At 73.8% G+C, this 20,015-nt stretch carries 18 protein-coding genes, 1 tRNA gene and 1 pseudogene; 9 read left to right on the top strand and 11 right to left on the bottom strand.

Annotated elements, in window-relative coordinates:
• Positions 1-160: 160 nt before the first annotated feature.
• Entirely contained in the window at positions 161-2,647 is a 2,487-nt protein-coding gene (locus ITX44_RS30285) for a phosphatidylglycerol lysyltransferase domain-containing protein (protein ID WP_205361135.1), read from the bottom strand.
• Positions 2,648-2,818: 171 nt separating this feature from the next.
• Between ITX44_RS30285 and ITX44_RS30280 the strand changes: the two genes are divergently transcribed.
• Positions 2,819-3,214: a nuclear transport factor 2 family protein gene (locus ITX44_RS30280; RefSeq protein WP_205361133.1), complete on the top strand. Its 396-nt coding sequence runs from the start codon at positions 2,819-2,821 to the stop codon at positions 3,212-3,214.
• A 126-nt stretch (positions 3,215-3,340) separates the two neighbouring features.
• On the opposite strand, the gene ITX44_RS30275 is transcribed toward ITX44_RS30280, so the two are convergent.
• From ITX44_RS30275 to ITX44_RS30250, 5 genes and pseudogenes are all read right to left on the bottom strand, one after another.
• Positions 3,341-3,414 (bottom strand) — tRNA-Lys (locus tag ITX44_RS30275).
• Positions 3,405-4,078 (bottom strand): annotated as a pseudogene (locus ITX44_RS30270) (bifunctional DNA primase/polymerase). Before ITX44_RS30270 ends, ITX44_RS30275 begins: the two are co-directional and overlap by 10 nt.
• 344 nt (positions 4,079-4,422) lie before the next feature.
• Positions 4,423-4,722, bottom strand: a complete 300-nt coding sequence (locus tag ITX44_RS30265; RefSeq protein ID WP_205361296.1) for a DUF8844 domain-containing protein — start codon at positions 4,720-4,722, stop codon at positions 4,423-4,425.
• Between the two features lie 553 nt (positions 4,723-5,275).
• Entirely contained in the window at positions 5,276-5,824 is a 549-nt protein-coding gene (locus ITX44_RS30255) for a GNAT family N-acetyltransferase (protein ID WP_205361131.1), read from the bottom strand.
• Complete coding sequence (locus ITX44_RS30250) at positions 5,821-7,065, bottom strand: helix-turn-helix domain-containing protein (RefSeq protein ID WP_205361129.1); 1,245 nt, start codon at positions 7,063-7,065, stop codon at positions 5,821-5,823. Before ITX44_RS30250 ends, ITX44_RS30255 begins: the two co-directional genes overlap by 4 nt.
• A gap of 182 nt (positions 7,066-7,247) precedes the next feature.
• Here ITX44_RS30250 and ITX44_RS30245 point away from each other — a divergent pair, with 182 nt between their 5' ends.
• From ITX44_RS30245 to ITX44_RS30230, 4 genes are all read left to right on the top strand, one after another.
• Positions 7,248-7,766: an ATP-binding protein gene (locus ITX44_RS30245; protein WP_205361127.1), complete on the top strand. Its 519-nt coding sequence runs from the start codon at positions 7,248-7,250 to the stop codon at positions 7,764-7,766.
• A gap of 557 nt (positions 7,767-8,323) precedes the next feature.
• A complete protein-coding gene (locus ITX44_RS30240; protein WP_205361125.1) occupies positions 8,324-8,695 on the top strand; it encodes a hypothetical protein in 372 nt (123 codons plus the stop codon).
• 405 nt (positions 8,696-9,100) lie between these two features.
• Positions 9,101-9,949 carry a radical SAM/SPASM domain-containing protein gene (locus ITX44_RS30235; RefSeq protein ID WP_205361123.1) on the top strand — a complete coding sequence of 283 codons (849 nt, stop codon included), beginning with the start codon at positions 9,101-9,103 and terminating at the stop codon, positions 9,947-9,949.
• 282 nt (positions 9,950-10,231) lie between these two features.
• Positions 10,232-10,768 (top strand): protein kinase, encoded by a 537-nt coding sequence (locus ITX44_RS30230; protein ID WP_307795564.1) that lies wholly within the window; start codon positions 10,232-10,234, stop codon positions 10,766-10,768.
• Between the two features lie 71 nt (positions 10,769-10,839).
• Here ITX44_RS30230 and ITX44_RS30225 read toward each other — a convergent pair whose 3' ends face one another.
• The 4 genes from ITX44_RS30225 to ITX44_RS30210 are packed head-to-tail and all read right to left on the bottom strand — an operon-like array spanning position 10,840 to position 16,234.
• On the bottom strand, positions 10,840-12,207 hold the full coding sequence (locus ITX44_RS30225) for an AAA family ATPase (protein WP_205361120.1): 1,368 nt from the start codon (positions 12,205-12,207) through the stop codon (positions 10,840-10,842).
• Complete coding sequence (locus ITX44_RS30220; RefSeq protein WP_205361119.1) at positions 12,204-13,802, bottom strand: hypothetical protein; 1,599 nt, start codon at positions 13,800-13,802, stop codon at positions 12,204-12,206. Before ITX44_RS30220 ends, ITX44_RS30225 begins: the two co-directional genes overlap by 4 nt.
• On the bottom strand, positions 13,802-15,004 hold the full coding sequence (locus ITX44_RS30215) for a hypothetical protein (RefSeq protein ID WP_307795563.1): 1,203 nt from the start codon (positions 15,002-15,004) through the stop codon (positions 13,802-13,804). Before ITX44_RS30215 ends, ITX44_RS30220 begins: the two co-directional genes overlap by 1 nt.
• Before the next feature lie 21 nt (positions 15,005-15,025).
• A complete protein-coding gene (locus tag ITX44_RS30210) occupies positions 15,026-16,234 on the bottom strand; it encodes a phosphatase PAP2 family protein (protein WP_205361118.1) in 1,209 nt (402 codons plus the stop codon).
• 243 nt (positions 16,235-16,477) lie between these two features.
• Between ITX44_RS30210 and ITX44_RS30205 the strand changes: the two genes are divergently transcribed.
• The 4 genes from ITX44_RS30205 (at position 16,478) to ITX44_RS30190 (ending at position 19,341) form a co-directional block, all read left to right on the top strand.
• Complete coding sequence (locus ITX44_RS30205; RefSeq protein WP_205361117.1) at positions 16,478-17,200, top strand: TetR/AcrR family transcriptional regulator; 723 nt, start codon at positions 16,478-16,480, stop codon at positions 17,198-17,200.
• A 36-nt stretch (positions 17,201-17,236) separates the two neighbouring features.
• Complete coding sequence (locus tag ITX44_RS30200) at positions 17,237-17,827, top strand: histidine phosphatase family protein (protein WP_205361116.1); 591 nt, start codon at positions 17,237-17,239, stop codon at positions 17,825-17,827.
• A gap of 142 nt (positions 17,828-17,969) precedes the next feature.
• The gene (locus ITX44_RS30195) at positions 17,970-18,374 is read left to right on the top strand and encodes a hypothetical protein (RefSeq protein ID WP_205361115.1); all 405 of its coding nucleotides are present in this window, start codon (positions 17,970-17,972) and stop codon (positions 18,372-18,374) included.
• Between the two features lie 112 nt (positions 18,375-18,486).
• The gene (locus ITX44_RS30190) at positions 18,487-19,341 is read left to right on the top strand and encodes a spermidine synthase (RefSeq protein ID WP_205361114.1); all 855 of its coding nucleotides are present in this window, start codon (positions 18,487-18,489) and stop codon (positions 19,339-19,341) included.
• Positions 19,342-19,373: 32 nt separating this feature from the next.
• On the opposite strand, the gene ITX44_RS30185 is transcribed toward ITX44_RS30190, so the two are convergent.
• The gene (locus tag ITX44_RS30185) at positions 19,374-19,916 is read right to left on the bottom strand and encodes a hypothetical protein (RefSeq protein WP_205361112.1); all 543 of its coding nucleotides are present in this window, start codon (positions 19,914-19,916) and stop codon (positions 19,374-19,376) included.
• Between the last annotated feature and the right edge of the window lie 99 nt (positions 19,917-20,015).

Raw genomic sequence — 20,015 nt, 5'->3', positions numbered from 1 at the left:
GCACCGCCGAGGGCAAAAGTGCCCCGGGACGCGGAGAGCGCGGTACGGCTGGGGCAGGCGGTTCGCCGCAGGTCGTCGACGGGTCCGCGGGCCGGATCCGCACCGCCCTGACGAGGCACGGGACGGATTCCGGGGGGCTTCTACGGCCCCTGGCGCGCGGTCAGCCCGCGGTGGGCGGGACCAGGGCCGGGCGGCCCCGCAGCCGCGGGGCGAGCAGTCCTTCGGCCTGGGCCGCGGCGGCGATCAGGCGGGGGAGTTCGGCGGGCCGTTCGTACAGCAGGTGCCGCTCGTGCAGGCGTGGGGCGTAGGCGGCGTAGGCCTGTTCCTCCTCGGAGCCGCCGCGGGGCAGCCGGGGCCGGAGGTTGAGGCAGATCCGGGTGATCCCGGCGAGCGGGGCGCGCCCGGCGGCGGCGCCGAGCAGCACCTCGGTGAGCAGGAAGTCGGCCGGGGCGCGGCCGGATTCGCGGTCGCGCCGCACCAGGTCCAGGGTCAGCCCGTCCCGGCCCCACGGCACGAAGCCCAGCAGCGCGCTGGTGCGGCCGCGCGCGTCCCGGCACTCGGCCAGCACGCAGTCCCCGTCGGCCGGGTCGCCGAGCCGCCCCAGACTCACCGTCACCCCGCGCTCGTGCCGCCAGGCGTCCGCCAACTGCCCCAGCCGGGCCAGCTCGTCGGCCGGGATGTCCCGCTGCCGCCGGATGTGCGCGGTCCAGCCGGCCGCGCGCACCACGCCGTACGCCTGCCGCAGCACGTCGGGGCTCCCGCCGCCCCCGTCGCCGCCCCCGTCGCCGCCACTGAAACGCGCGGCGAAGTCCCGTACCGCCACCACCGATTCGTGCCCGGCCACCAGCGAGCGCAGGCCCGCGTCCTGGTACGCCGCAGCCGCCGCCGGGCCGGCCCACAGCACCGCGGGCACCCAGGCGTGGCGGCGGGCCTCGGCCAGCCAGCCGGAGATCGCGGCCGGCCAGGCGTAGGGCGGGCCGAGCGGGTCGCCGCAGGCCAGGGCGACCCCGTTGACCACCCGGTAGACCACGCCCGCCGAGCCGTCCGGGTCCCAGCACACCGTCTTGTCCCGGCGCAGGGCCACGTAGCCGAGCGGGTCCGCCCGGCCGTAGGTGCGCAGCAGCGCGCGCAGCCGCCGTTCGTCGGCCGGCCGCAGCCGGGCCCGGCGGCGCGGGGCGCGCAGGAAGGCGAGCAGCACCATCAGCATCAGGGCGACGCTGAGCAGGTTGATCGCCAGGTCGGTCCAGCCGGGCACGGTGACCCCGGGCAGCCCGAACAGGCCGGAGACGGTCAGCACCCGCACGCCCGCGTACCGCAGGCTGTCACCCCAGCGGCGCGGCGGAGCCTCGTCGGTGGCCTGCACCAGCAGCGTACCCACCCCCACCGCGACCGCCGCGCCGATCACCAGCGTGAGCAGCGCCAGCGCCGTACTGCCGCGCTGGCCGCGCACGTTGAACAGCGGCCGCGACACCAGCAGCGCGGCCAGGAACAGCACGGACAGCGCCACCGACACCCAGTTGAAGGTGTGCCGCCGGGCCTGCGCGTACACCAGCGAATTCGCCGAGATCAGTACCAGGTAGCCGGCCGCCAGCACGGTGGTGACCAGCCATGCCGCCCGCTTGCGGCGGCGCAGCCCGACCGACAGCACGAACGCCAGCGCGGCCCCGGTGAAGCCCGGGCTGACCAGGAATGCGGTGACGTACTCGCCGTTGGTGGCCGCGCGGACCCGGCGGCGGAAGGGCGCCACGATTCCGGTGACCACGTTCACGGCGGTCGCCACCCGCAGGTACCACACCGCCACCGCCGCGCCCGGCGCCCGTACCGGCCGCAGCACCCGGTCCAGCACCAGCTCCAGGCGCGACGGCGGGATCTCCAGCACGGTCGGCCGCGGCAGCGCCTTGGTCAGCGACACCGGCGTGGGAGCGCCCGCGACCGCGTCCATCACCGCGGTCTTCAGCGCCACGAACCGCCGGTGGACACGTTCCTCGCGGCGCTCGGCGCGGGCCATCCGGCGCGGCCGGGAGGTGTAGCGCCAGCGCGCCCACGGGCTGCCCGGCCGGGCCAGCCGCAGCGCGCCCACCACCGCCAGCACCGGCACCATCACCCCGAGCAGCCCGGTCCACACCTTGCCCTTGAGCAGGCACAGCACCACGAAGCCCAGCACCAGCGCGGCCACCAGGTAGGTGCCGTACGACTCGCCCACGCCGATGCCGCCCAGCGGGGCCTGCCCGGTCAGCAGCAGCGCGATCACCGCGACCGCGAGGATCACCGCGTCGACCGACTGCCGGCCCTCCTCCTTCCAGTACACGTCCTCCAGGTGCAGCACCAGCGCGAACTCGTCCAGCACCAGGCCGCAGCCGATCCCGAACACCACCGCCAGGACGTCGTGCGCCGCCGGACCGCCGCGCACCGCGAACGAGCCGATGCCGCCGATCAGCATCATGGCCTGGCCGAACACCACGTGATGGATGTGCACGCCGCCCGGCTGCACGTTGCCCGGCCACCACTTCACCCCGCGCCGGATCATCCGCACGCTGAACCGGATGAACAGGAAGGACCCGATCAGCCCGAGCAGCAGCAGGAACAGCGGCTGGCGCCCGGAGTCCGCGACACGGTCCCGGTACGCCTCACCGATCCAGTGCCCCATGGGTCAAGGGTGGTGGGCCGGTGGCACGAGCGCAGCCAACACGCCGACGCGGCGCGGACGTGGGGGCGCGCCGACGGTGTCCGCCCGGCTTGGCGGCCGGGCGGGCCGGTGTCAGGGTGGAACAAGGGGGACAAAACACTTCATACGTCACTCGATCAGGTGGTGATCGGCATGACCGAACACCCGCACGCCGCTTTGGTCCGCAAGGGTTACGAGGCATTCTCGCGCGGCGACATGGACACCCTGCGCGGCATGATGGCCGCGGACTGCACGCACCACGTCCCGGGCGACAGCCCGATGTCCGGCGACTTCAAGGGCATCGACGCGGCGCTCGCCCACTACGCGAAGATGGCCGAGGAGACCGGCGGCACCTTCCGGGTCGAACTCCAGCACCTGTTCGTGGACGGGCGCGGGCACGTGCTGTCGGTCCACCGCAGCACCGCGGAGCGCGGCGGCCGGACCTTCGACGCGCCCGGCGGCATCCTGTTCCGCATCGTCGGCGACAAGATCACGGACCTGGACGAATGTGTCGAGGACCTGGACACGGTGAACACGTTCTGGTCGTGACCGGGCTCGGACCGTAACTGCCCGGGCTTGTGACCGGCTTCGGCTCGTGATCGACCCGGGCCGGAAACCGGCCGGGAAACGCATCAGGGGCGCCCTCCCGGAGGAGGGTGCCCCTGATGCTGTCGGTGCGCCGCCAGGGACTCGAACCCCGGACCCGCTGATTAAGAGTCAGCTGCTCTAACCAACTGAGCTAGCGGCGCCTGCTGACGTCGTAGACATTAGCACCCGGCCAACGAGAGGGGAAATCGATTGGTTTCACGGCCGTTCCGGGGCGCTGACCTGGGACGCAAGGCTTCCGGACCCGGTGTCGCGGGCCGCCCGGACACAGGCCCAGAGCAGCACCGCGGGGTCCGGCAGCCAGGGGCTCGCGGTGTCCGGAGCGACCACCCAGCGGGGCGCGGAATCCGCCGTACGGGGGCATGCGCCGGTCCCGGACTCACCCGTACGAGTGGGATCGGCGTCCTCGGGGGCGTACGGGGCCGGTACCGTCACCGCGTCGCCCGTGCCGTGGCACAGCAGCGGCGGTACGGCCGAGCCCCACTCCTCCCAGGCGAGCAGCGAGGGCAGGCGCTGCGCGGTGCCGGGGGCGGCGAACAGCAGCACCCGGCCGCGGTGCACGGCGACCGGCCCGCTGCCGGGGCCGGCCGCCCACAACTGCTCCAGCACCTGCCGGCCGAACAGCGCGGGCAGGTTGACCACGTCGAACACGATCCCGCAGGGCAGCACGGCCGGCGCGGTGGGCCGGACCGACCACACGGCGGCCACCCCGCGCGGGCAGGAACAGGCCGAGGCGAGCCAGGCGGCGCCCTCCGGGGTGAGGCAGCCGGAGTGCTCGGGCCGCCGGACCTGCCACAGCGCGTCCAGGGGGTTCAGCGGCTCCAGGGCGTCCAGCGGGGCGCGCGGCTCGGGGATGCCGCGCAATCCGGCGGGGCGGGCGGGGGTGTTCCGCGCCGGGTGGTCGCTGTGGTGGCCCGCCGGGTACGGGGCGGGTGGCCGCCCGGCGGACAGGGCCGCGGCGGGCGGGGCGAGCGGGGTGGGTGTGGGGTACGACGGGCGGTTCGGGCGGCTCCATTGCCATTCGTCCATGGCGCCTACATGTAGCGGCCGCGTGTTGCGGCCCCGGCCGGTTCGCCCGAATCCGGGACGCCGGGAGTGCGAGGGGAGTACGGTGCGGCCGCGCACCGTCGTCGCGGTGCGTGGCCGGGTGATCACGGGGTGACGCCGCCGCCCCGGATCAGTCCCTCGCCGTATTCGACCATCCGGCGGGTGTAGTCCTCGGTCCAGCCGGCCTGCTCGGCCAGGGCTTCCGTGGTGAGCCGGTCGAAGCGGCGCGGGTCGGCGAGCTGGGCCGCGGCGATCGCCTGGAACTCCTCCGCCCGCTCGGCGGCGGCCCGGAACGCCAGCGCCAGCTCGGTGGCCCGGGACAGCAGCTCACCGGGGTCCTCCATAGACTCGAGGTCGAAGAAGCGGTCGGAGCCCTCGGTCCCCGGCGCGCCGGGCTCGAACATCAGCGACGCCGGGCGCCGGGGCCGCCCCTGCCGCTCCCGGTCCTCGCGCGCCTGCTCCTGCCGGGCCCGCTCGGCCGCGGCCGGCTCCTCCTCACCGGACCGCCCGCCGGGCTCGCTCCCGTACCGGCGCGCCGTCTCTTCCCCGGTCACCGCCGGGTCCTCTCCCTGCGAACGGTGAGCCGGCTGCGGCTCGGACATGCGCCTACCTCCCCATCGGTCCACCCCACCATTGTCCCGCGCCCCCGCAACCCCCCGGCGTGGCGTGTGCCACGCCGGGAAACGGGAGTGCGGCAGGCGGTCCGCCGGGGGTCGGCCGGGCGCGAAAACTCGCACGTCCGAGGCTTCGGCAGAGGCGACTACCGCAGGTACGTATGCTGCCACTCGATGGAGGTCATGGTGAGAGCCGCTTCGGCGAGTTCCTGGGCGGATGCCGTCTTGAGTGCCGCCCGGCTGGTGTCGACCACCCGCTCACCACAGCGCGGCGGTCATTGCTTCCCGGAGTCCCCGGGTGACCCTTGGCCTCTCGTCGGCGAAGCCCAAGCCGCCGTCGAGGCTACGTGTCGCTTGGGCGGATGGCGCGCACCATGGCCATGAGGACCGGTGAGTCCGGGGAAGGCTGGCTGCTGCCGATGTCCCGGTAGCCCCAGGACTCGTAGAGGCTGTGCACCTTTCCGGCGCCGGCCAGTGGGTTGACCATGAGGGTCACTTGCGTTTCGGAGCGCGCGGACAGGAGGTCGTCGTGGATTCCTCGCGAGGCTCCGGTCTTGCGCCATGGGACGCGGACCATGATCTCCTTGAGGGCCAGGGTGGGGATTGCGGTCAGCGACTCCGGCAGTTGGTTCGTGATCCGGTTCCAGTAGCGGTCGCCGTGTTCGATGGTGTTGCCGTAGGCGTACCCGACGGGTTGGTCTCCGTCGTAGCCGACGACTGCTTCCCAGCCCGGCTCGGTGGCGTGGCGGGCGAGGCGTTCGCCGTAGCGTTCGACGGAGTAGTGCGGATCGTGCAGCCGGTCGGCCCGTACTTCGGCGTAGACCTCGATCAGGGTGTCCCAGACCGGTTCCACCTCGCGGAAGTGGCGCAGTTCGATACCCACGGCTGTCACTCAGCATCCCTTCGGGGCTCGTTGTACTCGTCCCATGCCTTGGCGGCCTGGCTGCGGGGAGCCGCGGCGTGGAGCTTGGTGCCGAACTCCTCCAGCATCCGGGTGACCCGTGGGTGCGTGGTTCTGGCCCGGGTGGCTGTCGTGACAGCGGGCTCCAGGTCACCTTGGCCCAGTTGGGCGTGAGCGAGCCGGGCCGTCGCGATGGCGCGGCTTCGCAGCATGTGGGGTCGCAGAAGGCGGATGCACCGATGGGCGTGGGCTTCGGCTCGCTCGTAATTGCCGAGGGCCAGATGCGCCGTCAGGGCGAGGCTTTCGATCTCGGCCTGGTCGAAGAACGCCGTCATCCATGCCGGCCGGTGCTCGTCCGGATCGGCTCGGGCATATGCGGCGTGCGCCTGGCCGATGGCGCGGTCGACGGCGACCGCGTCGTGCGTGAGCCCGAGGATTGCCGCGTGGCGCGCATGGCCCAGGGCGGCGAATACGGGGTCGCGTCGGGCGACGGGAAGCCCGCGCGCCACGTCGTTGGCCGCCAGGGCGTCGATGGGGCGGCCGAGATGACGGTAGAGGGTTCCGGCGTGCGACCAGATGCGGAACTGGATCGTCGCATCACCGGACATGGCCGCCAGGCTGGACGCGCGATCGAAGTAGCGCTGGGCCTCGTTGAACCGGCGGCCGTCGATGGCGGCCCACATCGCGCTGGACGTGAAGGACGCAGCCGCGGCGTAGAGACTGCTGCGTACGCGCTGACCGGCTGATCCTCGCTGGAGCAGGGACAGAGCCTCCCCCGCCAGAGCGGAAGCACGCGTCTCGATGCTGATCAGGCCGCCGTATTTGTGGTCCTGATCGATGATCGCGGCGAACTTCGCTTGCAGGCGTGCGACATCGCCCTGCCCGGCTCGTGTGGATCCGGCGAGAGCGGGAACGACCGCTGTGGCTGCCGTACCCGTGGCCGAGGTCATGAACGTGCGACGCCGCACAGGGTCCTCCCTTGGTGCTGCGGAGCGTGGTGCCCTGAACCCTAAATCTTCGACGGAGCAGCCGAAAACCTTCTCCAAGGCCGCGCACGTACGCGCAATGGGACGCCTGGTGCTCCCACTCAGCAAGTTGCGCACGGTGCGGTCCGAGATGTCACCAGGTCGCCCGGTGATCTCGGCCAAGGCGTCATTCATCCGAGCTGCGAGTTCTTCCTGGGTCAGGCCCAGATCATCCATGCGCTGCTTCAGGACGATGTTCGCTCCCATGAACCGAACGTAACGGCGCACATACTGCCCGCACCAGAGGCGGGGTAATGAGAGGGCAAAGTCTTCCGGGTAAGAGCACGGAGGCGACCTGATTCCCTTCCTGTCGCCGCTGCATGGCGAGCCCTTCACTGGACATCAGCCGCCGAGGCGTCCCCGTCCCGGGCTCATGCAGGAGGTGTGACTTGGCCCGCAACGAACAGCCGTTGCACAGCCGGTGCGACGTGGCTGCTTCCCCGTCCGCCGTCCGGTCGGGACGCAGGCACGCCGCCGAGATACTCGCCAAGTGGGGCGTCGCGGAGACGGTCGCCCACGACGCTCTCCTGATCGTCTCCGAGTTGCTCAGCAACGCAGTGCAGCACGCCGCCCAGCCGTTCGATCCTGCGGACGACCTCCCTGATCCCGCGACGTGCAGCCTGCTTCTCTGGCTGACCGAGAACGGACTCACTGTCTCGGTGTACGACGCGGACCGGCGTCCGCCCGTCCCACGTAACGCCCCCACGGATGCCGAACGCGGCAGGGGTCTGCATCTGGTGGATGCTCTCTGCGAGGCTTGGGGCTACACCCATTCCTCGCCCGCACCGGGCAAGCTCGTCTGGGCACGGCTGGCGGTTCGCTGCGCACAGGAGTCGCCCTCGGGGCAGCGCAGCTTAGAGGCTGCTGCTCGTCCGGCCGCGAGCTCCGGGGTGGTGATGAGCGCATGAGCGTCGGCCGGCTCGGACCACCGAGGGCGCGGCGGATGCGGCCGCCCACAGCTGCCCGGGCGGACGATGCGAATTCGTGGACCACGGGCCAGTGCTGGCTGTGGTGTGGCCGGGAGTCCGCCTGCGTCGTGCGGATCGGCTCGGCCACCACATTGAATGTCACCGCAGACGTATTCGCCTGCACTGCCTGCGTCCGGATACTCGCCGACCAGATCATCGACACCCAGATAGTCAGGACCACCGAGGCTGGCGACCTGCGGGGCCTGGGCCTGGTCGGAACACCGGACCCTCACAGCCACGCGCCTCCCGCCGGGCGGCACCGCCGCCTCCCCTGACCGCCGCTCCGGCCATGGCTGCCGCCCGCCAGGCGCATTGCGAGTGACCTTGCGCGCGGCAGCACCCCGGATCCCACCCCCGTGCCGGGGCCGGCTTCCCCGTCCCGCGTGGCTGGAGCGGCACCACCCCACACCACCCAGAACCCTTCGGCCGCGCCTGCACGCCCTACCGGCAGCCGGCCGGCCCTCGAAACCCATCCACTGCAACCAGAGGACAGCGCCATGCCCACCACCGCCCCCGCCCCCAGCCGTGCACCGATCTGCTCGACCCTGACCGTGCTGCCCGACCCGCTCGCCCGCACCGCCCTGGCGTGGGCCGGGGACCGCCACGGCTTGCTCGCTGACATCCGGGACCTGCGCTGCACCCTGGAACACCACACCACCGGCCACCACTACGCCATGGTCAACGCCGTCGCCGACACCACCGCCGTGTGGACCCGATGGCCCCACGACGGCACCCCGGAGAACCTTCTGGTCCTCCCCGACTGCCCCACCACCCACCCCGAACACGGCCGCTGCTCCGAGTACGAAGACCACCCCGGCGGCCACACCTGGCAGATCCACGACCCCTGGAACCCCATCACAAGCCGATAGGGAGAACACCGCCCCGGCGCTCTGACGCCACTCCGGCCACGCGGCTGCCGTGCCCGTATGGGGCAGCTCCCGGCGAGCCTCTGACCGCTTCCGCCCCGGTCGGCCTGCTGATGCGCGCGGGCGGCACCGTGAAGACCCCGACCCCCACACGGCCACCCGGTCAAGCACAGTTCGCCGCACGGGGGTGGGCCACAACGTCCCTGCTTCACGACATGTGTGCCGGGCGGACTCCACTCCATCGGCCCCGGCCCGGCACGTCCTGGAACCCCCGCTCTCGTCTGTGCCTGGACGACTGCCGAGTAACAGGCGAAGGCAGGCCCCAAGCCAGCTCCGGCCGTTCTGCGAAGACGGCCGGAGCGGGCCCGACTCAAGGAAGTTGCAACCGTTCGATCAGGAGGATGTGCCATGACGACCGCAGCGTTATCCGCTACGGGCAGCCGTACGAGGCTGCTGTGGCTGGACCTCACGCGCAGCTGCCAGCTCCAGTGCCGCCACTGCTACAACGGCTCGGGGCCGAAGGGCGGCCACGGGGCGATGACCCGGGAGGATTGGGCCAGTGTCCTGGACCAGGCCGCCGGCCTCGGCATCACGCACGTGCAGTTCATCGGGGGAGAACCGACGTTGCACCCGGACTTCCCCGACCTGGTCGGGCACGCCCTGGACCTCGGCCTGCACGCAGAGGTGTACAGCAACCGTGTGCATGTCTCCGAGCAGTGCTGGAGCCTTTTCCGGCGCGAGCGGGTGAGCGTGGCCACGTCCTACTATTCCGACCGGGCGGAGGAGCACAACGCCGTCAACGGACGGCCTTCGCACCGCAGGACCCGCGCCAATATCGAGCGCGCCGTCCGCCTGGGCGTACCGCTGCGGGTCGGCATCATCGGCGCCGACGACGAGCGCACCCGGGCTGCCCGCCGTGACCTCCAGGACCTCGGCGTCACCCGGATCGGAGTGGACCATGTCCGTCCGTTCGGCCGGGGCGCCCACGGGCACGCGCCGGACATGGCCGACCTGTGTGGCGGCTGCGGCCGCGGAACCGCTGCCATCGGCCCGGACGGCACTGTGTCCCCTTGCGTCTTCTCCTCGTTCCTCGATGTCGGAAACGTCCGGGAGAGGCCGCTGGCGGATATCCTCGGCGGCGATCAGATGCGGCAAGCCACTGCTGCCATGGGGAGCGTGGCCCGCAGCGGTGCATGCGAACCCGATGAGGAATGCAGTCCCGGCTACCCGGGCACCGAGTGCAACCCGAGGAATTGAGGAAACCCGATCCACATGACGGACAGCCTTCCCGGGCCGGAGTTCTGGGCTCTGATCCACCCGCACACCGGTGACGTCGAGCACGCGCAACGCACGGCCCGGGGCTTCAGTTCCGATCTGACGGCCGTGGTCCAGTGCGGGAAAGGCCCTTTTTTCGTCAAGGCCATGCGCAACCGGCCGGGCGGCAGACGGGACTCCCTGACCCGGGAACGGCTCATCAATCCGTTCGTTCAGTCCGTGGCTCCCGCTCTGCGCTGGGAGGCGGAAAGTCACGAGTGGCTTGTGCTCGGCTTCGAGGCCGTCGAAGGATGGTCGTCCGACTTCGTGCCCGGCTCGCCCGATCTTCCCGCCATCGTCACCACCCTGAACCGGGTCGCAGAAATCGCCCTTCCCGGCGTGGCCCAGGCGTGGGCGGAGACCCGATGGAACCGGTTCGCCACCGACGAGCAGGAAGCCGCCCTGTTCGCCGGGGAAGCTCTGCTCCACACCGACATCAATCCGAGCAACCTGATGATCGGCAACAGCGCAACGTGGGCTGTGGACTGGTCCTGGCCCACCCGGGGCGCGGCCTTCATCGACCCCGCCTGCCTTGTCCTGCAATTGATCGCAGCCGGGCACACTGCCGAGTCGGCCGAATCGTGGGCGGCCCGGTGTCCGGCCTGGTCGAATGCAGACCCTCACGCGATCGACGCCTTCGTACGCGCAAGCTTGCGGATGTACGAGACCTTCGCCGAACGCCGCCCGGAAGCGGGCTGGCTCACCGCCATGACCGACGCCGCCCAATCCTGGGCCGCGCACCGCAGACCAGCCGAAGCCTGAACCGTGCGGACCCGGAGGTGCCGCTTGCCGCACCCACACGGGCGCACCGTACTCCCGGCGACACCCGAAGGTCAGGGGCGCCAGCTCACGCGGTGTTCGGCGAGGTGGGCGAGGACCGCGTGGTTCGCCTCCCAGCCGTCCGGGAATTTGACCTGGACGCCGAGCTGGACGGGTTCGGAGGAGGGGTGTTCGTCGAGGAGGTCGGCGACGCCGGCGCGGCAGACGACGACGCAGGCGTGGCGGTGGCGGGAGGCGAGCACGCAGAGGCGGCCGGTCTCCAGGTGGAAGGCGGTCGCGTCGGGGCGGCCGGAGAGCGGGTGCAGGACCACCGTGACGTCGAACTCGCGGCCCTGGAGCCGGTTCGCGGTGTCCACCGTGACCCCGCCCGCGCCTGCGGCGACCCCGAGCGCGGCGAGCGCGCCGCGCACCGCCGCCGCCTGGTCGCGGTGCGCGGTGCCGACCGCGATCCGCTCGGCGGTCACCGGCGCCGGCCGCGGATCGGGAGCGGACCAGGTCAGCCCGCCGCGGTCCAGCAGCCGCCGCACGATCAGCGCGACCGTACGCACCGCCTCCGGGTCGGTGCGCGGGGTGTGCCGCGCGGGCAGCTCCAGCAGGCCCCATCCGCTCTCCGCCGCCTCGTCCAGCACCCGGTCCGGGCCGCTGCCGTCGCTCGTCACGCCGAACCGCAGCCGCCGGTCGCCGTGGTCCGTACCGCTGCGGAACGGCGTGTACGGGTAGAACGCCCGCGACACCAGCGGCGCCGCGGAGGCCGGCAGCCGCCAGGACACCGGCAGCCGGTGCTGCGGCAGCCCCGGGTTGTGCGCGAGCAGCGTGACCACCGCGCTGGCCGACGGGTCGTAGCTGAGGCCGGCCCACTGGTCGGCCTCCACCACGCTGAACGGGTCGAGCTGCCCGGGGTCGCCCACGAACAGCGCCCGTTCGAACAGCCCGGCCACCTGGAGGAGGGCGTCCGAGCGCATCTGGTACGCCTCGTCCACGATCGCGTGCCGCCACGGCTCGACGTCCTTGACGTACGCCCATTTCGCCGCGGTCGCGATCACCACCGCGCGGTCCCGCAGGTCAGCCACCGACGTGGACTTCGCGATCCCCGGGTGTCGGTCGAGCGCCGGGTCCGGCGGGGAGTCGCTGCCGTGCAGCCGGCCGACCGGCAGCTGCGGATCGGCGCCGGCCAGCCGGTCGGCGAGGTCGTCCACCTGGGCGTTGGTCTGCGCGACGATCATCAACTGCTCGCCGGCCGCGGCCAGTTCGCGGGCCGCGCGGACCACCAGGGTGGACTTGCCGGCGCCGGGCGGGGAGTCCACCACGACCCCGCGGGCGCTGCCGTGCAGGGTGCTGTCCAGGATCGCCGCGGTCGCGGCCGCGGCCGCCGCCCCCGGGTCGAAGCCGGCCGCGGGGGCGTCCGGGTGGGGCCGGTTCACAGAAAGTCCTCCGCGGTCACCGGGTCGGGGGGCTGCGGCGCATCGGCCCGGCCGGGCGGCCCGCCGTGCGTCCAGGGGGTGTCCTCGGCCTCGGGCAGCGCGGGTCCGCCGCGCGGCTCGTGCTCGAACAGGGTGAAGATCACCTGATCGCCGGGCGCCGGCACCGAGCCCTCCTTCGGGGTGCGGCCCGAGCCCATTCCGCCGGTCAGCCGGACCGTGACCAGCCGGTCCGCCGGCCGTCCCGGCTCCTGTTCCCGCTCCTCCAGCGCGACCAGTTCCGCGCTCTGCGCCGACCTCGCCTCCGGCAGCGCGCGGTACGCCTTCGCGCCCGGCTCGGCCTGCGGCAGGTCGCCGGTGACGACCGTGACCAGCGGGCGCGGCATGGGCCGCCGGCCCTCCGACCACGCCATCTCCACCGCGACCACCTCGCCGGCGAACGCCTCGCCGGCCAGCCGCCGGGCGGCCATCGCCAGCGGGTCGTCCAGCGCCTCCTGCGCCAGCAGCCGGGCCTGCGCGGTCTCCCGCCCGGCCAGCTTCTGAGCGGCGGTGACCGCGTCGTCCCGCCGGGGCTGCGGCGGCTCGCCGGCCCGCAGCCGGTCCCGGTGGCCGGTGAACGACCAGCGGTCCCGCTTCCACCGCTCGGCCACGTGCGCCGCTTCGGGCAGCTCCCGCAGCAGGTCAAGGCCGTGCCACACGTCGTCCCAGGCGGGCCGGAGCTGGCCGGCCACCAGTTCCGTCACCTCGGCGGTGGCGGCGGCCAGTTCGGCCCGGGCCCGGGCGGCGCCGGGAGTTTCCTCCGCGGCACGCAGGGCGTCGCGGGCCCGGTCGTAACGGCTCATGGCCGGGGCCAGCACCCTGTTGTCGAAGACCGGGTCGGTGGCCGGGCCGGCCGGCGGGCTGAGCAGCAGGCCGTCCGGGCCGCGGCCGGTCTCCGCACGGGCGGCGGCGCCGGGGCCGTCCAGGCCGGGCGGCGGGTCGATCCAGCCGAGCAGGGCGCCCAAGTGCTGGTCCTCCATGGCGGACTGGCCGGTGGTCCAGTGCCGGGTGAGCAGGTCGGTCATGGCCAGCAGCAGGGCGCTGCCGGGGGTGCGGGCGCGCTCGGCGTAGTGGGTCAGCCAGCGGCCCACGAGCGGGACCGGCACCGGCACGGGGTGCGGGGCGTCCGGGTCCTCGACCGTGCGCAGGAAGCGGGTCGAGCGGCCCAGCAGCCGTACGTAATCCGCCGAGGCGGAGTTGGGCACGACGATCTGCAGGGCGTCCGCGCACACCTCGCTCTCCTCGCGGTTGCGGGTGGCCGGCTCGGTCTCCGTCCGGTCCTCGTACTCGGCCAGCAGCGGCAGCAGCACCCGGGCCAGCCCGGCGAAGAACGCGAACCGCAGGTCCCGGTCCAGCGGCTGCGGCACCACCAGCAGCTCCGGCTCCTCCCGCCGGGTGCCGATCATCGCCCCCAGCGGCGCGCCCGCCTCACCGGCCGTGGTCAGCGGCACGAACACCACCGGCTCGGCCCCCAGATACCTGTGCCGCACGGTCGCCGCGGCCACCGCCCGACCCCCGGCCACCGCCTCGGCCCGCGCAAGCGTGGTCAGCAGTGACACTACGACCCTCCGTCCGCGCTCGCGCCGGGCGCCGCGTCCGGGCCCGGGTCCGCCGCCGTGTACGGCTGATCGCCCGCCAACCCGAAAAGCGTCTCGTCCGGCTTCGTGCCCAAAGCCTGCGCGCGCAGAGCGGCGGCGCGGCGCAGGGCGGAGACCGCCGGGTCGGTGGGGTCGCCGGCGGCGCCGTGGGCCGCGGCGAGGACGGCGGAGACGGTGGTGAGGTCGCCGAGTTCGCCGCGCAGGCCGCGGCCGAGGGCTTCCACGAAGCCGGCCGTGCGGGCCCGGTCGCGGCAGTGGAAGGCGAGTTCGCAGGTGGACAGGCACTCGGGGGCATAGGCGGCGGGCACGGTGTCCACCGCCGCGGACAGTTCGGCGGCCGGCCGGGTGGGGGTGCGGCCGTCGGGGCCGCAGGCGAGGTCGAAGGTGACGCCGGGCGGAAGGGCGGCGGCGATCTCGTCGATCCGGGTGAGCCGGGTGAGCTGGCGGCGGGTGACCGACACCTGGCGGCGCACGTCCACCCAGGAGGCGGTGGGCAGGTTGGAGAAATCCTTCGGGCACACCAGGAGCACGTCGGTGCGGGTGCGGCCGGGTGTCACCGCGTCCAGGGCCAGCACGTAGACCGCGGACTGGCGGGCGGCGGCGCCCACCTTCATCGCGTCCGCGCCGCCGTCCAGGATCGGGAAGGACTTGATCTCGACCACGGTCCAGGTGCCGTCGGGGGTCACCGCGACCGCGTCCGGCTCCAGGTAGGCGGTGGAACCCGCGACCTCCAGGGCCAGCATCGGGTGGTCGAGCAGGCTCCAGCGGCCGGCCGGGGCCTCCGCCAGCGCCAGCCGGGTCCGGGCCGTGCGGCCTTGGGGACCCGCGGCGGCCAGGTCGGGCACCTCGGCCCCGGCCACCGCCGCCTCGTCGGCGCCCAGCAGCCGCAGCAACTCGGCGCAGCGCTCGCGCTTGACCCGGGCCTCGAAGGCGTGCCCGCGGGAGAAGGCGAACCGGGACTGGCCGAACTGGGCGGGCGCGCCCAGCCGTTCGGCGACCGCCCCCTTGTCCACCCCCGCCGCGTCCAGAAGGGCGCGCCGCCGGCAGCCGGGATTGGCGGCGAGCGCGGCCAGCGCCCGCGCGTCCAGCGGACGGGGTACGGTGCCGGGCCCGCGCAGGGCGGCCAGCCGGTCCCGCAACTGCAAGTCGTGCGTAGTGCTCACCCGCGAAAGTCTGGCATCCGGCTACGACATCCGGCCGCGTCCGGCCGTTTCTCCTCCGGAACGGGCCGGGCGCTCGCCCTCGCGCCCGTCCTGCGCGGCGTCCGCGCCAAGCGGTTCGCCGCCGTCCGCGGCCGGCTCCTCGGCACGCCCCGCTGCCGCGCTTCCGGCCTGGTCGGCGGCCCGGTCCGGACGCTCGCCGCCGTCCGCGGCCGGGTCCTTCCCGACGTCCCCGGGGCCGTCCGCCGCCCCGTCCCCGGCGGATTCGCCGGATTCCGCGTCCTTGCCCGGCGTCTTGCCCCGCGCTTTGTCCCGGCCGGACCGGCGGTCGGCCTGCGCCGGGATGCCGACGGCTGCCTGGGCGGGCGCCGCGGCCGTACCGCCGGCGAACCCGGCGGGCACGGTGGAGGCGGCGGAGGAGGCGACCGGCACGGCCGGTACGGTCACGGCTCCGGCCGGACGCAGGCCCACCTTCGCGTACACCCAGTCCACGCCGCGCAGCAGCGGCCGGGCCAGCAGCGCGCCGGCGGTCATCACGGCGGCGCCGGCCAGGGCGTCCATCAGGTAGTGGTTGGCGGTGCCCATGACCACGATCGCGGTGGTCAGCGGGTAGAGCACGCCGAGCACGCGCAGCACCGGGTGGCGGCCGTAGCGGAAGAGCTGGACGCCGCACCACAGCGACCAGCCCACGTGCAGGCTCGGCATGGCGGCGTACTGGTTGGTCAGATGGCCCATGCCGCGCGGCGCGCTGGCGTCGGTGCCCCACCAGCCGTAGTCGCCGTACTGCGACATGCTGTCGATGAAGTGGCGGCCGGGCAGCAGCCGGGGCGGCGCGGTGGGCACCACGGTGAACCCGGCCAGGCCTATCAGGGTCGAGATCATCAGCCAGGCGCGGGCCGCGCGGTAGTGCGTGGGGCGGCGGCGCCACAGCCAGACCAGGACGGTGGGCGTGACCACGTAGTGCAGCGAGGCGTAGTCGAAGTCGGCGGGGACGCCGAGGAAGGCGTGCTCGCTGAACAGGCGGTTGATGAACCGTTCGGGGTCCAGGTGCAGCAACTGCTCGAAGTGCAGGATGTCGGCACCGTGCTCGACGGCGTCGTCCACGTCGCCGCGGACCATCAGCCGGGCGCCCGAGTAGAGCGCGTACACGACAGCGATGAGCGGCAGTTCGGTCCACCAGCGCAGCTTTCCCCGGTATGCCGAGGCGCGCGGCGCGGCGGTGGTGATCGTCATGCGGACGTCTCTCCAGGTTCTCCGAAAGGCCGCACGCGGCGGTGATGGACTTGTCGAGTAGGCTCTACCGTACGACGTACGTTAACGCTCGCGCACACCGGCCCGGCACATACCGGGAAACCCCGGGTTGGCGCGGTGTTCAGCAGCCCGTCGGCACGGGTAGGCACGAGGGACAGGACGCCTTCCCTTTGCCATGGGTTGCCCTCCGCGAGAGGTAATCGAGGACGAGGACAAGAGAATCCCATGTCCGCCACTCAGCCGGTGCGCGCCCCCCGGCGCCGCGCCCCCCGTAATTCGCTCAACACCGAGCGCATCCTCGATGCCGCGATCACCCTGCTCGACCGCGACGGCACCGAGGCGTTCACCATGCGCGCCCTGGCCGAGCAACTGGGAGTGGGCACCATGGCGGTGTACTCGCACTTCCGGGGCAAGGAGGAGATCGCCGACGCGGTCGCCCAGCGGCTGCTGGAGACCATCGAACTGCCGCCGCCCGGCGACGACCCGGTGGGCGAGCTGCGCGCGGTGTGCCGCCAGGTGTACCAGCTGTTCACCGACCACCCCTCGGCGCTTCAGCTGCTGACCGTGCGTCCGCTGCGCGGCGACGACGCGATCTCCGTCATCGACCGCATGCTCGCCCTGCTGTGCCGGGCCGGGCTCACCGGGCCCGAGGCGGCCTGCGCCCATGTGGCGCTCATGCAGTACACGGTCGGCTCCGCGCTGTGGAACATCCGGCGGGCCCGGGCGCTGTGCGAGGAGGGCATGCGCGAGCGGATGCGGGCGAAGTTCGCCGCCCTGCCGGCGGACCGCTACCCCTCGCTGGTGGCCCTCGCCCCGGAGCTGAACCGGGCGCACGACGACGGGCCGGGGCAGTACGAAGTGGGGCTCGACGCCCTGCTCGCCGGGGTGTTGGGGGCACCCGGCCGGGACGTGGGGGACGACGTGGGGCATCATGGTTGCCCCGGTTGACACCGGTATCACCACGCACTGACGAAAGGTCCCGCATTGGCATCGCGCATACTCCTGGTCCGGCACGGACAGACGGAGTGGTCGGTGACCGGCAAGCACACCGGCCTGACCGACATTCCGCTCGACGACGAGGGGCGGCGCGGCGCGCTGCTGCTCGGGGCACGGCTGGCCCGGGCGCCCTGGGACGGGCTGGCCGACGCCGAGGTGCGCACCTCGCCGCTCAGCCGGGCCGCCGAGACCGCCGCGCTGGCCGGGTTCGCCCGCGCCAAGGAGTGGGACGCGCTGCTGGAGTGGGACTACGGGGACTACGAGGGGCTGACCCCGGCGCAGTTGCAGGAGCGCAGGCCCGGCGTGAACATCTGGCGGGACGGCGTGCCCGGCGGGGAGTCGACGGCCGACCTGGCCGCCCGGGCGGACGAGGTGATCGCCTGGGCCCGGTCCGCGCCGCGCGACGTCCTGGTCTTCGCGCACGGCCACATCCTGCGCACCCTCGGCGCCCGCTGGCTGGGCCTCGACCCCTCCTTCGGCGCCGCGCTGCGGCTGGACCCGACATCGGTGTCGGTCCTCGGCTGGGCGTACGGAGCTCCGGCCCTCGAACGCTGGAACGACACCGGGCACCTGGGGTGACCAGCGAGGTCCGAATCGCCAGCCAACGCCACCCCTTCAGGAGGGAAACGGGCGTAGCCGTTGACGCGGTACGCGCGTTGTACACGGTGTGCTGCCAGTGATCGCTGGCATCGCGCCGTCGTTGATCTGAGGAGGCCGTTCCGTGAGGCATCGCACAGGTTCGCACACGTCGGAGCCGACCCCGGAGCTCAGCGCGTCCCCGCCCGGCTGCGACGTGGTGACCGTGCCCGCCCGCCAGGGCCTGGAGGCCGTGGACCTGCTGCGGCTGAGTGCGAACGACGTCGGCCCGGTCCTGCACGACCGGGCCGACGACAGCCTCGCGTTCCTGGTGCCGCCGGGCACCGCCGACGCCTGGGACGTGCCCGGCAGCCGGTGCACCCGCCCCTGCGGCGCCGACCCCGCCCCGCACACCGCCTGGCTCGTCCCCCCGCACACGGACACCGCGGTGACCGACCCCGCCGTCCTGCGCGCCGCCCTGGGCGCCGCCGCCCGCACCCTGGAACTCGCCGACGGGATCGGCCCGGACGAGGAGGAACTCGACGGGTAGCGGCCGGGGGCGGCACGGCACGATGCGACCCGGACCGTTTCCCGCCCGGCGCTGCCCGGTGCCGCCCGACCCGGTGTGAAAGCCGTGCTTCCCACCGCCGGATAATCGGACCATGGCCAGAAACCGCCGTGGCACGCCGGTACGGACCGCCCCCGTGGCGGGCGGGACCGCCGCGCTCGTGCCCGATCCGGACCGGCCGCGGGCCTGGACGCTGACCGTGGACGGGGCGCCGCAGTCCCATGTGGACCTCGACGACCCGGGCCGGCTCGACTTCGCGTACCAGCGGCGGCTCGGCCATGTCATCGACCTCGTGGCGCCGCCCGGCCGGCCGCTGCGGGCCCTGCACCTGGGCGGCGGCGGCCTGACCCTGGCCCGCTACCTCGCGCACACCCGGCCCCGGTCCACCCAGCAGGTCGTCGAGGCCGACGCTGCGCTGACCGAGCTGGTCCGGGCCGAACTGCCGTGGGACCGCGGCTGGCGGATCCGGGTCCGGGCCGGCGACGCCCGGGAGACGCTGGCGAAGCTGCCCGAGGGCTGGGCGGACCTGGTGATCGCGGACGTCTTCAGCGGCGCCCGCACCCCGGCGCACCTGACGACCGCCGAGTTCCTGGCCGGTGTACGGCGGGTGCTCGCGCCCGGCGGCGGATACGCGGCCAACCTCACCGACGGCGGCGCGCTGGCCTTCCTGCGCGGTCAGGTCGCCACCGTGCTGGCCGCCTTCACCGGCGCCGCGCTGGTCGCCGAGCCCGCGGTGCTGCGCGGCAGGCGATTCGGCAACGCCGTGCTGTACGCCGCCGACGGCCCGCTCCCGCTGGCCGAGCTCGTCCGCCGGGCCGCCACCGATCCGGCGTCCGCCCGGGTCGAGCACGGGCCCGCGCTGGCCGCCTTCGCGGCGGGGGCGCGGGTGGTGACCGACGCGACCGCCGCAGCGTCGCCCGAGCCGCCGCCGCGCACCTTCGAGGACTGAGGCCGAGGACCACTGGGGCCGCAGACCGGTGCTCAGCTCTCGAAGGCCTGCACCGTCGGCGGGTGGCCGTTCCACGTGCAGATCACGGTGGACGCCGCGCTGCCTGATGCCGAGGTGAACGTCACCCGCAGCCATCCCGGCTGCGAGGTCCACAGCTGCATCTGCCATCCCTGGTCGGGTGTCGCCGACACCAGCGAGGCCGAGGCGGGGGCGAGGTCCAGCACCACCCGGCCACCGTGCATGGTCCACGCGCGCACGGTCCCGGCGTCCGGGCTCGGCGTGGCCGACGGGCTCGGGGCGCTGCGGGCCGGGTGCGCCGGGGGCCGGGCGGTGGTCCGGGCGGCCGGGGGCGTGGCGGCCGTCGGGGTGGGCTCGGGCGTCGGGCGACGCGTCGGCGAGGGAGCGGCCGGCGGCGGCGAGGAGGTGGGCACCCCGGTGATCGGCAGCGCGCGCGGCAGGTCGTACGCGGTTCCGCGCAGCACGCTGTGCACCCCGAACCACGACAGCGTCACGGAGGCGGCGGTGGCCACCGCCCACACCAGCACCCGGAACGCTCCTCGCCGCACACCCGTCATCTTGCCGCACGCCCGCTCCGGCGCCCCGCGGCCCCGCCCCCCCCGGCCTCGGACCCCGGTCCCGCCGGACCGTACGCAGGCCCCCCGGCGGTAGGTTGC

Origin of the sequence: Actinacidiphila acididurans, assembly GCF_016918855.1 — a bacterium.
In the GTDB taxonomy this organism is placed as follows: Bacteria; Actinomycetota; Actinomycetes; order Streptomycetales; family Streptomycetaceae; genus Actinacidiphila; species Actinacidiphila acididurans.
Note: the sequence above shows the minus strand (reverse complement) of the source record. Positions and strands in the feature narration are given on the sequence as shown.

Excerpts from the sequence above, each read along its gene's own strand:
- ITX44_RS30210 (WP_205361118.1), bottom strand. The coding sequence starts at position 16,234 with ATGACGATCACCACCGCCGCGCCGCGCGCCTCGGCATACCGGGGAAAG.
- ITX44_RS30235 (WP_205361123.1), top strand. The coding sequence starts at position 9,101 with ATGACGACCGCAGCGTTATCCGCTACGGGCAGCCGTACGAGGCTGCTG.
- ITX44_RS30185 (WP_205361112.1), bottom strand. The coding sequence starts at position 19,916 with ATGACGGGTGTGCGGCGAGGAGCGTTCCGGGTGCTGGTGTGGGCGGTG.
- ITX44_RS30190 (WP_205361114.1), top strand. The coding sequence starts at position 18,487 with ATGGCCAGAAACCGCCGTGGCACGCCGGTACGGACCGCCCCCGTGGCG.
- ITX44_RS30285 (WP_205361135.1), bottom strand. The coding sequence starts at position 2,647 with ATGGGGCACTGGATCGGTGAGGCGTACCGGGACCGTGTCGCGGACTCC.
- ITX44_RS30250 (WP_205361129.1), bottom strand. The coding sequence starts at position 7,065 with ATGGGAGCGAACATCGTCCTGAAGCAGCGCATGGATGATCTGGGCCTG.
- ITX44_RS30205 (WP_205361117.1), top strand. The coding sequence starts at position 16,478 with ATGTCCGCCACTCAGCCGGTGCGCGCCCCCCGGCGCCGCGCCCCCCGT.
- ITX44_RS30265 (WP_205361296.1), bottom strand. The coding sequence starts at position 4,722 with ATGTTCGAGCCCGGCGCGCCGGGGACCGAGGGCTCCGACCGCTTCTTC.
- ITX44_RS30280 (WP_205361133.1), top strand. The coding sequence starts at position 2,819 with ATGACCGAACACCCGCACGCCGCTTTGGTCCGCAAGGGTTACGAGGCA.
- ITX44_RS30240 (WP_205361125.1), top strand. The coding sequence starts at position 8,324 with ATGCCCACCACCGCCCCCGCCCCCAGCCGTGCACCGATCTGCTCGACC.